Below are 11,765 nucleotides of genomic sequence, written 5' to 3'. Positions count from 1 at the left end.
GCCTGCATGTTGCCGTCCGGCAGCCGCTCGGCCATCGGCTGGATCGACTTGCGCCGACCGTCCAGCATCAGACCCCGCAGATAGCACTCGCCCCAGCGACGCTGATCACGCCGCGGCACCGACCCGAACACATCGGCAACGAACTCCGCTAACTCACCCCGGAGCCGTTCCACCTCCCCCAGCCTCACACCACGAAGATGCCCACCATCAGGCGAGATCACTCGACGTAACGAAGCACTACTAGGGCAGGTCGGACGGACCCGACGGGGCGACGGGAGAGGGCCTCTCCGGCGCCGGTGACGACGGCTCGGCCGGTACCCGGGCGGCCCAGCGTTCCTCCACCTTCGCCACGCGCCAGTAGGACAGTGCCGCCGCCCACACCACCACGAACAGGCCGACGATGAGATAGCCGACGTTGTCCAGGTCGAGCCCGGCGATCCAGCCCGTGAGGCCGTCGTGCAGGCCGAACTTCTCGTGCAGGACGCCGACCAGTTCGATGGTGCCGATGAAGAAGGCGACCGCGATGGACAGGCCGGTGATGGCGAGGTTGTAGAAGACCTTGCGGACGGGGTTGGAGAACGCCCACTGGTAGGCGAAGTTCATGAACGTGCCGTCCAGGGTGTCGAACAGGCTCATGCCGGCGGCGAACAGCAGCGGCAGGCACAGGATCGCGTACCAGGGCAGCCCGGCCGCCGCGCCCGAACCGGCCATCACCATCAGCGTGACCTCGGTGGCCGTGTCGAAGCCGAGCCCGAAGAGGAAGCCGAGCGGGAACATCTGGCCGGGCCGGCTGATCGACCTGGTGAGGCGGCCGAGGATCCGGTTCATGAAACCGCGTGCGTCCAGGTGCCGTTCGAGCTCCCGCTCGTCGTACGTCCCGGCGCGCATCGCCCGGAAGACCCTGAGGATGCCCACCAGGGCGACCAGGTTCAGGGCGGCGATGAGGTACAGGAACGTGCCGGAGATCGTCGTCCCCAGGAACCCCAGCACCTGGTGGGTGCGTGAGTGCTCGTCCATCACCTTGCCGGCGAGCCGGGTGCCGCCGGCGATCAGCACCGCGAGCACGACCACCACGCTGGAGTGCCCCAGGGCGAACCAGAACCCCACCGACACCGGCCGCTTGCCGTCGGCCATCAGCTTGCGGGTGGTGTTGTCGATCGCGGCGATGTGGTCGGCGTCGAACGCGTGCCGCATCCCGAGGGTGTAGGCGGTGACACCGAGCCCGATCCCGAAGGCTTCGGTACCGACCTTGTAGTGCTCGGGCACGACCAGCAGGAAGAGGATCCCGAAGGCGACGACGTGCAGGGCGACGACCACCGCCAGCAGTCCCGCCGTCTTCAGGGTGTCCTCGCGCCGCCAGCGGAAGGAAGCAGCATCGGCCATGGGGTTGAACGCTCCAGCACCTCGTGGATCACTTCGAAGTGCCGTGGCCGGTCTCCTGGCTGAGGGGTCGTGCGTCCGCCGTCCCTGCCTTCCCAGTCGTACGACCGACCAGTGGCCCGGCTGCCGCCGGACGGGACGGGAACTCCCCGATCACAGTGGCGAGGGCCGCGTCGAATTCCCATCGACTTCCCGAGCACCACGGCCCGCCCACCGTACGGGCGGCAGCCGTGCCCTGCATAGCTGCGCACCCGTGCAGGTATTCAAGATCACAGAGCCGCCTGCGAGGATGACGCCATGCATCTCGTGCCTGCCGACCGAGCCGACCGGCGCACCATCGACGGTCACCGGGTGTGCGACGCGATCGCCGCCATCGGTGACGCGGACCGGGTGCGCGCCTGGGCCGGCCGCTTCTCGCTGCTGGCCGACGCCAACCGGCTCGCCCTGCTCCTCGCCCTGCACCGCACCGGCCCGCTCGCCGTCTCCGACCTGGCCGTGGCCACCGGAATGAACGATCCCGCCGTCTCCCAGGCCCTGCGGCTGCTGCGGGCGGCGGGGGTCGTGGCCGGGGAGAAGGAGGGGCGGGTGGTGCGGTACCGCGTGGTGGACGCCGACGTGCGCGCGGTGCTGGACCACTGCTGACGCGCTCCCCCGCGCGTCCTTGCGAAGGTTCCCTTTCCGGGTCATGTGGACAGATTTGTACTGTCGTCCTCCCCCGAAGGGATCCCGTATGGCCCCCATGGCAGACCGCTCTGTGGACCTCTCCTCCAAGAACCCCGACTGGTGGCGTCAGGCCGTCGTCTACCAGGTCTACCCCCGCAGCTTCGCCGACGCGGACGGCGACGGCCTCGGCGACCTGCGCGGCATCACCCAGCGCCTGGGCCACCTCGCCGGCCTCGGTGCCGACGCCCTGTGGTTGAGCCCCTTCTACCCGTCGGAGCTGGCCGACGGCGGCTACGACGTCGCCGACCACCGGGACGTCGACCCCCGCCTCGGCACCCTGGACGACTTCGACGCCCTGGTCGGCGAGGCCCACCGGCTCGGCCTGAAGGTCGTCGTCGACCTCGTCCCGAACCACACCTCGCACCAGCACCCCTGGTTCCAGGAGGCCCTGCGCTCCGCCCCCGGCTCCCCGGCCCGCGACCGCTACGTCTTCCGGCCCGGCCGGGGCGCGCACGGCGAACAGCCGCCCACCGACTGGCAGTCCGTGTTCGGCGGCAGCGCCTGGAAGCGCGTCCCGGACGGCGAGTGGTACCTCCACCTCTTCGCCCCCGAACAGCCCGACCTCAACTGGGACAACGAGGAGGTCCGCGCCGACTTCCGCACCACCCTGCGCTTCTGGTCCGACCGGGGCGTCGACGGCTTCCGCGTCGACGTCGCCCACGGCCTCGCCAAGGACCTCACCGAGCCGCTGCGGGACGTCGGGGACATCGGCGCCACCGGCGAGACGGCCCTGCCGCGCGTCCCGCCGGGCAGCCACCCGTACTGGGACCGCGACGAGGTCCACGAGATCTACCGCGACTGGCGCAAGATCCTCGACGCCTACAGCCCGCCGCGCACCGCCGTCGCCGAGGCCTGGGTCCCGGGTGCCCGCCGCGCCCTGTACGCCCGCCCCGACGAACTCGACCAGGCCTTCAACTTCGAGTACCTGGAGACGGGGTGGGACGCGGAGGAGCTCCGGGAGGTCATCACCGGCTCCCTCGCCACCGCCCGGGCCGTCGGTGCCTCCGCCACCTGGGTGCTGTCCAACCACGACGTCGTACGGCACGCCTCCCGCCTGATGCTGCCGCCCGGCACCGACCCGGCGGCCTGGCTGCTGTCCGGCGGCACCGCGCCGGCGGTCGACACCGCGGCGGGCCTGCGCCGGGCCCGCGCCGCGACCCTCCTGATGCTCGCGCTGCCCGGATCCTCCTACCTCTACCAGGGCGAGGAACTCGGCCTGCCGGAGGTCGCCGACCTGCCCACGTCGGTCCTCCAGGACCCGATCTGGGAGCAGACGGGCCATGTCCGCAAGGGGCGCGACGGCTGCCGGGTGCCGCTGCCGTGGACGAGGAGCGGACCGTCGTACGGCTTCGGGCGCGGGGCGGCCTGGCTGCCGCAGCCGGCGTCCTTCGCGTCGTACGCCGTCGAGGCGCAGACGGGGACCGAGGGTTCGACCCTGGAGCTGTACCGCACCGCCCTGCGGCTGCGCCGCAAGCTGCTGGAGGGCGAGACCCTGGCCTGGACGCCGGACGCGCCCGCCGGGGTCCTGGACTTCACCCGCTCGGAGACCTGGCGCTGCGTCACGAACCTCACCCCCGAGCCGGTGCCGCTGCCGCCGGGGGAGGTGCTGCTGAGCAGCGCGCCCCTCGACGGAAGCGGGGTCCTCCCGCCGGACACGACCGTCTGGCTGGCCTAACCCACGGTCGGGCTCGGACTCGGCCCCGCCGTACTGTTGCCGCCCGCGATGCCGTTGATGTCGACGGGCGTGGAGGTGGGGTTCGGGGGCGGGGTGAGGACCACCTCCGGCTGGCCGGCGGCCGGGGGCGGCGGGGTCAGGTCGGAGTCGGGCAGCTTGGGCGGGGTCGTCTGCTGGAACAGGGTCTGGTCGAAGTCGACCAGGCCCGTCTTCTCCATCACCGTCATGTGGTCCAGAACCGTGTTGTTGGCCTGGTCGGCCAGGGCGCGCACCAGCGAGTTCTTGGTGGTGGACCGGATCTTCGAGATGGTGTTGAAGATCGCGCCGTGCGTCATCCGCAGGATGTTGGCGAAGTCGCTGTCGAACTTCTTCCCGCTGTCCGCCTTCAACTGGCTGACGAAGCCCTGCTGCTGGGGGCTGGCCAGGTTGGGCAGTGTGATGTTCAGCATCGGTGCGATCTTGCGGCAGGTGGTGTCCAGTGCCGCGTGTCCGTCGACCAGGTGCTTGCTGGCGGTGATGACCCCCGGCGTGGTGCCCTTCTGCAGCCCTATCTGGCCCACCGGGTACTCCCACAGACCGGCGGCCCGCACCTTCACCACGAAGTCCCGGTCCTGCTCGGTGAGCGGTCCCCACTGGGTGTTGGCGATGACGCGGTCCTGGGCGGTGGTGACCTTGTTCAGACCCAGCATGCTCGGGTAGGCCAGGGCCACGAGTGTCATGGCCATCGCACCGCCCACGAAGAGGGTTCCCGTCGCGTTCCGCGAAAAGCGCACCGTGCCTCCTGCCCGGTCGTGGATCCCGCCCCGGCGTTGACGCAGGGCGGTTCGGACGCACAGCAGTACGGACGGGGGAGCGGTTCTTCTCTGTGGATCAGGTAAAAACTCCCGGACGCCGGGGCCCGGGCGCCGCGTGCCGTGTCCCTGGAGCCGATGGCCGGCCGATTGCCATGTGTTGGTGCACATGACAAACGGTTGGTCAAAGGTTGACCGGTCTCCGGGAGAAAGCAGCCGAAACACAGGCCTAGATTCGCCGCATGCCCCCACAGCCCCCGCCCCGCGTGCCCGCGGCCCTTCCCGTCCTCCCCTACCGCAAGCCCACCAGGGGCCGCGACTACTGGGTCCTGGACGACGCCCTGCCCGAGATCGACGCCGTACGTGAGCGGTGCCTGGCCAAGGACGACTGGGTCAAGGGCTACCCGTACACCTCCGAGACCTGGCCCGGCCTGCGCGCCATGCCCGGCCTGGAGCCGTCCGAACTCGCCCGCGTCGAAAGCCTGGTGAAGAAGGCCACCGGGGCGAGGGAACTGTGGGTGCAGCAGGCGCCCGGCGGCGGCACCCTGAACCACAACTGCGTCCAGGTGGTCGGCGAGGGCGAGAGCGAGCCCCGCCCGCACACGGATTCGCGGGCGCTGTGCCGGTACGCGGCCGTGCTGTATCTGAACCCCGGCGTCCCCAAGGACTGCGGCACCGCCTTCTACCGCCAGTCACTCCCCGGCGGCCGGCTCGGCGGCAACATCGTCCAGGCCCCGCACAACAACCTCGTCGAGGCGCTGGGCACCCGTTTCGTGCCGGGCGACCACTTCGAGGAAGACGTACGCGTCCCGCACAAGTACAACCGCCTTCTCCTCTACAACGCCAACCTCGTCCACAGCGCGACCGGCTACCACGGCACGGCGCTGGAGGAGAAGCGGATGACGGCGGTGTTCTTCTGGATGGCGTGAGGGCGACGGCCTGACGGCCTTCCCCTGACCGGGGTGCCGTTGGCACGTCCGTACGGTGAACATGGGCATCCATCTGGCTCATTCATTCGAGTCGAATCCCTCGAACGAGGTAGTTGGCGTCAACTCTGCTTGACGTGATCAAGAACTTCAGGTGGGCCGCGCTCGCGGTCGCACTCCTCGTCGTGCCCTTCACGTCATCCACTCCCGCCCAGGCACAGAGCCGTTCCGCCGCGACGTACACCGTCCCCGTCGCGGCCGCGGTGCAGGCACTCCCCGTGGCCGCGGAGGTGCGGACCGGGTACCAGCGCACCAGCTTCAAGCACTGGAACGCGGGCAAGAACCCGACCGACGGCTGCAACACCCGGGCCGAGGTGCTTCTCGCGGAGGCGGTCGACCCGCCCCAGGTCCTTCCGGGCTGCAAGCTGTCCGGAGGGCGCTGGTGGTCGTACTACGACTCCAGGTGGATCACCTCGGCCGCCGCCCTGGACGTCGACCACATGGTGCCGTTGGCCGAGGCCTGGGACTCCGGGGCGTCGCAGTGGACGGCGGAGCGGCGCGAGGCCTACGCGAACGACCTGGACGTCCCGACCTCACTGGTCGCCGTGTCGGCGGCCGCGAACCGCAGCAAGGCCGACCAGGACCCGGCCCAGTGGCTGCCGCCGGCAGCCGACGTCCTGTGCCGGTACATCTCGGAATGGGTCGGCACCAAACTCCGCTGGGGCCTCACCGCGGACGCCGTCGAACTCGAAGCACTCGAGCAGTTCGCGGAGGCGTGCCCCGGTACGACCGTGACCTACCAGCCCGCTCCCTGAACACCGCAGGCCCCGGAGCGAACACCGAAGGCCCCGGAGCGATCCGGGGCCTTCCGCCCGTACGCACCGGGAGCCCACCGTGGACCTCCCCGGCCGGCAACGGCACCTCCACCGCCGCTCAGCCTCACGTCACAGGGCCAGCAGCAGTGCCACCAGCGCCGTGCAGCCCGCGCACACCGTCAGGGTCAGGGCCACGCAGCGCCGCCGTAGCTCCTGGTAGCGGCCTTCGTACTCGGTGCGGAGCGATGCGCAGCGGGACGCGATCCGTTCCAGGTCCGTCCGGGCCCGGTGCAGGCTGTCGGCGACGTAGCGTCGCTCGATCTCCTCGCGCTGTCCGGTCGTCAGCCATTCCAGGGGGCGGGTGAACTCCCGTGCGCGCTGCTGCGCCTCGGCGATCCGGGCCTGCCAGAGCAGGTAGCCCTCCACCTCGTTGGCGACGGCGCCGTCGAAGCCCTGCCGCGGCGGACCGTTCACCCGTGGCCCCGGTCGGTCCTCGCCGGAGCCTCGGCCTCGTGCTCGCTCATCGCGATGTCGGGGTGGTGCAGGTCGAACGCCGGGGATTCGCTGCGGATCCGTGGCAGGGTGACGAAGTTGTGCCGCGGCGGCGGGCAGGACGTCGCCCACTCCAGGGAACGGCCGTAGCCCCAGGGGTCGTCCACGTTCACCGGCTTGCCGTACTTGGCCGTCTTCCAGACGTTGTAGAGGAACGGCAGGACCGACAGGCCGAGCAGGAACGAGCCGATCGTCGAGATCGTGTTCAGGGCGGTGAAGCCGTCACTGGCCAGGTAGTCGGCGTAGCGGCGCGGCATCCCCTCGGCACCCAGCCAGTGCTGGACCAGGAAGGTGCCGTGGAAGCCGACGAACAGCGTCCAGAAGGTGATCTTGCCGAGGCGCTCGTCCAGCATCTTGCCGGTCCACTTCGGCCACCAGAAGTGGAAGCCGGCGAACATGGCGAAGACGACCGTGCCGAAGACGACGTAGTGGAAGTGCGCCACCACGAAGTACGAGTCGGAGACGTGGAAGTCCATCGGCGGCGAGGCCAGGATGACGCCGGTCAGGCCGCCGAAGAGGAACGTCACCAGGAAGCCCGCGGCCCAGAGCATCGGTGTCTCGAACGACAGGGACCCCTGCCACATGGTGCCGATCCAGTTGAAGAACTTCACCCCGGTCGGCACGGCGATCAGGAAGGTCATGAAGGAGAAGAAGGGGAGGAGGACACCCCCCGTGACGTACATGTGGTGCGCCCACACCGTCACGGACAGACCGGCGATCGCGATGGTCGCGGCGACGAGTCCCATGTAGCCGAAGATCGGCTTGCGGGCGAAGACCGGGATGACCTCCGTGACGATGCCGAAGAACGGCAGGGCGATGATGTACACCTCGGGATGGCCGAAGAACCAGAAGAGGTGCTGCCACAGCAGGGCACCGCCGTTGGCCGGGTCGAAGACATGGGCGCCGAACTGGCGGTCCGCCTCCAGGGCGAACAGCGCGGCGGCCAGCACCGGGAACACCATGATGGCCAGGACGGCGGTCAGCAGCACGTTCCACACGAAGATCGGCATCCGGAACATGGTCAGGCCCGGGGCACGCATGCAGATGATCGTGGTGACGAAGTTGACCGAGCCGAGGATGGTGCCGAAGCCGGAGAAGGCCAGGCCCATGATCCACAGGTCGGGGCCGACCCCCGGTGAGTGGACCGCGTCCGTCAGCGGGGTGTAGGCGAACCAGCCGAAGGAGGCCGCCCCGTCCGGGGTGAGGAAGCCGCCCACGGCGATGAGCGAGCCGAACAGGTACAGCCAGTAGGCGAGCATGTTCAGCCGCGGGAACGCCACGTCGGGGGCGCCGATCTGCAGCGGCATGATCCAGTTCGTGAAGCCCGCGAACAGCGGGGTGGCGAACATCAGCAGCATCACGGTGCCGTGCATCGTGAACAGCTGGTTGAACTGCTCGTTCGAGATGATCTGCAGGCCCGGCCGGGCCAGCTCGGCGCGCATGATCAGCGCCATCACGCCGCCGGCCAGGAAGAACGCGAAGGACGTCGCCAGATAGAGCGTGCCGATCGTCTTGTGGTCGGTGGTCGTCATCCACTTCACCACAACGCTGCCGGGCCGCCTCCCCCTGACCGGCACCTCGCTCTCGTACGCCTCCTCGGCGGCACCACGGGGTTCGTTGAGGATGCTCACTGGTCGTCTGTCTCCTGATGCTCGCGGACCGCGCACGCCATGACATCGGCTACTCGCCATCCTTGCTGCGCGGCGGCGTGCTCGACGCCCTGGGCGACCGACGCGCGGCCGGTCGTGTGACGGATGCACACGTATGGCGCAAGCTCGAAGGAGGGCAGGAGGAGAGGTGGTGAACGAGTTCGAGTAGGCGCCTCGTCCGTCCTCCGGGGTCCCGGGCGGGCAGGTGGGACATCCGCGTCGTGGAATTCATCGTCGTGGAATTGACCGGGGAAGGCGAACACTGATGAGCAGCATCGCCATCGTGGGGGCCGGGCCGGGGCTCGGGGCCGCCGTCGCGCGGCGGTTCGGGCGGGAGGGGTTCGACGTCGCTCTCTTCGCCCGAACCCGGGAGCGGCTCGACGTGCTGGTGCGGGAGCTCGGCGGGAGCGGGGTCGGCGCCCGGGGGTTCGTCGCCGACGTGCGCAGGCCGGAGGAGCTGGCCGGGGCGCTGGAGCGGGCGGCGGGCGAGGTGGGGACCGTCGAGGTGCTGCAGTACAGCCCGGTGCCGCACCGGGACTTCATGCGACCCGTGCTGGAGACCGGGCCCGGCGACCTCGTCGGGCCGGTCGAGTTCTCCGTGTACGGGCCCGTCGCGGCCGTGCGGCAGGTGCTGCCGGGGATGCGCCGGCTGGGGCGCGGGACGATTCTCCTCGTCAACGGCGCGACCGCCGTCGTACCGCACACCGAGCGGGCCGGGACGTCCATCGCGTTCGCCGCGGAGACCGCGTACGGCCATCTGCTGCACGAACGGCTCGCGGGGGAGGGGATCCACGTCGCGCAGCTGGTGATCCCGGGGGCGATCACCCCGGGGCACGCGCGCAAGGACCCGGCCGTTCTCGCGGAGACGCTGTGGGGCATGCACCGGGACCGGCACGGGTTCCGGCACTTCGCCGACGATCTCGACGGCTGACGGGGCACCGTCAACCTGCGGAGTGGGGGTTTGTAGGCCAATATGGTGATGTTGGCCGTATTGCTCTCTTCAAGGGGGCCTCCATGGCTGTCGAAATCCCTGCGATCATCAAGCCGTCCCGGCTCAGGGCCCGGGGAGGGCTGCTGGGCGAGTGTCTCGCCGAGTTCCTCGGGACCTTCGTGCTCATCTCCTTCGGCTGCGGTGTGGTCGCGATGGCGGTCGCCGCACTGCCCGGTTCGGGCCGTGCCGCCACCCCCACGACGATCTTCCTCGCGGCCGGGGACTGGCTGCTGATCACCTGGGGCTGGGCCCTGGCCGTCACCTTCGGCGTCTACGTGGGCGGCGGCGTCAGCGGTGCCCATCTGAACCCGGCGGTGACGCTGGCCATGGCGGTGCGCCGCGGATTCTCCTGGGCCAAGGTCCTGCCGTACTGGTTCTCGCAGATCGTCGGCGCGCTCACCGGCGCGGCGCTCGTCTACCTCGTCTACCACCAGGCGATCCACGCCTTCGACGCCGCCGCGACGGGCCCGAAGGTGAACGGGCACACGAACGCCACCTTCTCCATCTTCGCCACGTTCCCGGCCCCGTACTTCCACGGCGGCTACTGGGGGCCGCTGATCGACCAGATCGTCGGTACGGCCTTCCTGCTCATGTTCATCGCCGCGGTCATCGACGCGCGCAACCAGGCCGTGAAGGCCAACCTCGGACCGCTGGTCGTGGGCTTCGTCGTGGCCGCCATCGGCATGTCCTACGGCGCCAACGCGGGCTACGCCATCAACCCGGCCCGTGACTTCGGGCCGCGCCTGTTCACCTACGCGGCGGGCTGGAACAGTCTGGCGTTCCCGGGCAGTGTGCCCGGCTCGTTCAGCGCGTACTGGTGGATCCCGATCGTGGGCCCGCTGATCGGTGGTGTCGTCGGCATCCTGGTGTACGACCTCTTCATCGGCGACGTCCTGCTCGTCCGGGCGGAGCTGGCCGAGCTGCCCGAGCCGGGGCGCACCCGCCCGGTGGTCGAGACGGACGAGGAGTGACAGGCCGAAGCCGATGGACCAGCCGGCCCAGCCGTACGGGATAGCGGCCAGCAGGCCGACGGCCGCGGGGACGAAGGGCACCACCCAGGCGTACCAGGCCGGTCGCCCTCACCGGCCTTGCGGGCCGCGGTGCGTGCGGCGCGGACGGTGGCGAGCGCGTCCTGCGCCTGGCCGGTGGCCGGTGTTCACAGGGGCCGGTTCGGCCAGTCCAGGAGGCGGGCGCCGATGACCGCTGTCTGCAGCATGTAGCGGTGGGCCGGGTGGGCCGGGTCGGCGCCGGTGAGTTTGTGGATGCGCTCCAGGCGGTAGGTGAGCGCGCGGACGCTGAGGGAGAGGCGGCGGGCGGCCTCGGCGGCCACACAGCCGGCGTCGAAGTACGCGCTGAGCGTGTCCAGGAGGGGTACGGCTCCGCCGCGGGCCGAGGCCAGCGGCCCGAGCGTGTGCTCCACCAGGTCGACCAGGGCCTGCCGGTCCCGCGCCAGCACCGGGTAGACGAGCAGGTCGGCGGCGCGCAGCACCGGCCCGGCCAGGTCCAGACGGGCCGCCATCTCCAGCGCGGCGAGGGCCTCCTCGTACGACTGCACGACCCCGCCGGCGCCGTGCTGCGGACGGCCGATGGCAATCCGCGGTGCCGCGCCGGCGGTGTCCGTCGCCGCGTACGCCTGCTTGGCGAAGTGGACGAGGATCTCGTCCTCCTCGCCCGGCGCGACACACAGCAGCCTGCCGTTCTTGGTGGTGAGCAGGATGCTGCGGGAGTCGAAGCGGGCGAGTACGGCGGCCTCGACGCGGCGGGCGACCGGACCGCCCTCGACGTACGCGGACGGGCCCTCGGCGACGGCCACCGCGTGGGCCTGGGACAGGCGCAGGCCGAACCGCTCGGCGCGCTCGGCGAGGCGGCCCAGGTCGCTGCGGCCGTAGAGCAGGTCGTCGATGAACTCCCGGCGCCCGGCCTCCTCGCGGCGCACGGCGAGCCGCTGGGCGCGTTCGTAGCCCTCGGCGAACGCGTCGATGGCCTGCTCCACGGCGGCCAGCGTGGCCGGGCCGCTGTCCGCGGCACCGGGCGCGGCCGGCCAGGCGGCGCGGGTGGCGGCCAGGTGGGCGACGACCAGCGCCCGCAGTCCGTGCCCGGCCTCGGCGGCCTGCTCCCCCAGGGCCCGCCGGACCTTCAGCTCCTCCCGGGTCAGCCGTCGGCCCGTCACCGCGACCTCGGCCAGCGTCCGGGAGAAGCCGTCGAGATAGCGCTCCGGTATGCCGCCGGTGTCGTGCTGGTCCCCCACGCCTGCCCCGCCCCC

The 11,765-nt window shown here is 70.8% G+C and carries 12 protein-coding genes and 1 riboswitch; of the genes, 6 read left to right on the top strand and 6 right to left on the bottom strand.

Annotated elements, in window-relative coordinates:
- Both ACWC94_RS37045 and ACWC94_RS37040 read right to left on the bottom strand, forming a co-directional pair.
- Positions 1-188 (bottom strand): transposase (locus tag ACWC94_RS37045; RefSeq protein ID WP_450800547.1); only part of this gene is annotated, 188 nt, incomplete at its 3' end.
- 52 nt (positions 189-240) lie between these two features.
- Positions 241-1,383 carry a HoxN/HupN/NixA family nickel/cobalt transporter gene (locus ACWC94_RS37040; protein WP_450801676.1) on the bottom strand — a complete coding sequence of 381 codons (1,143 nt, stop codon included), beginning with the start codon at positions 1,381-1,383 and terminating at the stop codon, positions 241-243.
- A 28-nt stretch (positions 1,384-1,411) separates the two neighbouring features.
- Positions 1,412-1,599: riboswitch (cobalamin riboswitch) on the bottom strand.
- Positions 1,600-1,677: 78 nt separating this feature from the next.
- Between ACWC94_RS37040 and ACWC94_RS37035 the strand changes: the two genes are divergently transcribed.
- Both ACWC94_RS37035 and ACWC94_RS37030 read left to right on the top strand, forming a co-directional pair.
- On the top strand, positions 1,678-2,022 hold the full coding sequence (locus ACWC94_RS37035) for an ArsR/SmtB family transcription factor (RefSeq protein WP_450801675.1): 345 nt from the start codon (positions 1,678-1,680) through the stop codon (positions 2,020-2,022).
- A 97-nt stretch (positions 2,023-2,119) separates the two neighbouring features.
- On the top strand, positions 2,120-3,778 hold the full coding sequence (locus tag ACWC94_RS37030) for a glycoside hydrolase family 13 protein (protein ID WP_450801674.1): 1,659 nt from the start codon (positions 2,120-2,122) through the stop codon (positions 3,776-3,778).
- Here the strand turns inward: ACWC94_RS37030 and ACWC94_RS37025 are convergent.
- Complete coding sequence (locus tag ACWC94_RS37025) at positions 3,775-4,497, bottom strand: DUF4142 domain-containing protein (protein WP_450801680.1); 723 nt, start codon at positions 4,495-4,497, stop codon at positions 3,775-3,777. The genes ACWC94_RS37030 and ACWC94_RS37025 overlap by 4 nt on opposite strands.
- Positions 4,498-4,811: 314 nt before the next feature.
- Here ACWC94_RS37025 and ACWC94_RS37020 point away from each other — a divergent pair, with 314 nt between their 5' ends.
- Together ACWC94_RS37020 and ACWC94_RS37015 are read left to right on the top strand one after the other, a co-directional pair.
- On the top strand, positions 4,812-5,498 hold the full coding sequence (locus ACWC94_RS37020; protein ID WP_450801673.1) for a DUF6445 family protein: 687 nt from the start codon (positions 4,812-4,814) through the stop codon (positions 5,496-5,498).
- A 134-nt stretch (positions 5,499-5,632) separates the two neighbouring features.
- The gene (locus tag ACWC94_RS37015) at positions 5,633-6,310 is read left to right on the top strand and encodes an HNH endonuclease family protein (RefSeq protein WP_450801672.1); all 678 of its coding nucleotides are present in this window, start codon (positions 5,633-5,635) and stop codon (positions 6,308-6,310) included.
- A 129-nt stretch (positions 6,311-6,439) separates the two neighbouring features.
- Here the strand turns inward: ACWC94_RS37015 and ACWC94_RS37010 are convergent, their stop codons facing one another.
- Entirely contained in the window at positions 6,440-6,784 is a 345-nt protein-coding gene (locus ACWC94_RS37010; protein ID WP_450801671.1) for a cytochrome C oxidase subunit I, read from the bottom strand.
- On the bottom strand, positions 6,781-8,493 hold the full coding sequence (ctaD, locus tag ACWC94_RS37005; protein ID WP_450801670.1) for an aa3-type cytochrome oxidase subunit I: 1,713 nt from the start codon (positions 8,491-8,493) through the stop codon (positions 6,781-6,783). Before ctaD ends, ACWC94_RS37010 begins: the two co-directional genes overlap by 4 nt.
- A 283-nt stretch (positions 8,494-8,776) precedes the next feature.
- On the opposite strand from ctaD, the gene ACWC94_RS37000 reads away from it, so the two are divergent.
- Together ACWC94_RS37000 and ACWC94_RS36995 are read left to right on the top strand one after the other, a co-directional pair.
- Positions 8,777-9,442 carry an SDR family NAD(P)-dependent oxidoreductase gene (locus tag ACWC94_RS37000; protein ID WP_450801669.1) on the top strand — a complete coding sequence of 222 codons (666 nt, stop codon included), beginning with the start codon at positions 8,777-8,779 and terminating at the stop codon, positions 9,440-9,442.
- Positions 9,443-9,525: 83 nt separating this feature from the next.
- Positions 9,526-10,473, top strand: a complete 948-nt coding sequence (locus ACWC94_RS36995; protein ID WP_450801668.1) for an MIP/aquaporin family protein — start codon at positions 9,526-9,528, stop codon at positions 10,471-10,473.
- Positions 10,474-10,658: 185 nt separating this feature from the next.
- Here ACWC94_RS36995 and ACWC94_RS36990 read toward each other — a convergent pair whose 3' ends face one another.
- Positions 10,659-11,750, bottom strand: a complete 1,092-nt coding sequence (locus tag ACWC94_RS36990; protein ID WP_450801667.1) for a PucR family transcriptional regulator — start codon at positions 11,748-11,750, stop codon at positions 10,659-10,661.
- Positions 11,751-11,765: the final 15 nt, after the last annotated feature.

Source organism: Streptomyces sp. NPDC001135, from assembly GCF_053598395.1.
This window is presented reverse-complemented; position numbering and strand designations above follow the sequence as displayed.

Bases quoted from the DNA above. Each gene is read 5' to 3' on its own strand.
- ACWC94_RS37040 (WP_450801676.1), bottom strand. From the start codon at position 1,383: ATGGCCGATGCTGCTTCCTTCCGCTGGCGGCGCGAGGACACCCTGAAG.
- ACWC94_RS37035 (WP_450801675.1), top strand. From the start codon at position 1,678: ATGCATCTCGTGCCTGCCGACCGAGCCGACCGGCGCACCATCGACGGT.
- ACWC94_RS37030 (WP_450801674.1), top strand. From the start codon at position 2,120: ATGGCAGACCGCTCTGTGGACCTCTCCTCCAAGAACCCCGACTGGTGG.
- ACWC94_RS37025 (WP_450801680.1), bottom strand. From the start codon at position 4,497: ATGACACTCGTGGCCCTGGCCTACCCGAGCATGCTGGGTCTGAACAAG.
- ACWC94_RS37020 (WP_450801673.1), top strand. From the start codon at position 4,812: ATGCCCCCACAGCCCCCGCCCCGCGTGCCCGCGGCCCTTCCCGTCCTC.
- ACWC94_RS37000 (WP_450801669.1), top strand. From the start codon at position 8,777: ATGAGCAGCATCGCCATCGTGGGGGCCGGGCCGGGGCTCGGGGCCGCC.
- ACWC94_RS36995 (WP_450801668.1), top strand. From the start codon at position 9,526: ATGGCTGTCGAAATCCCTGCGATCATCAAGCCGTCCCGGCTCAGGGCC.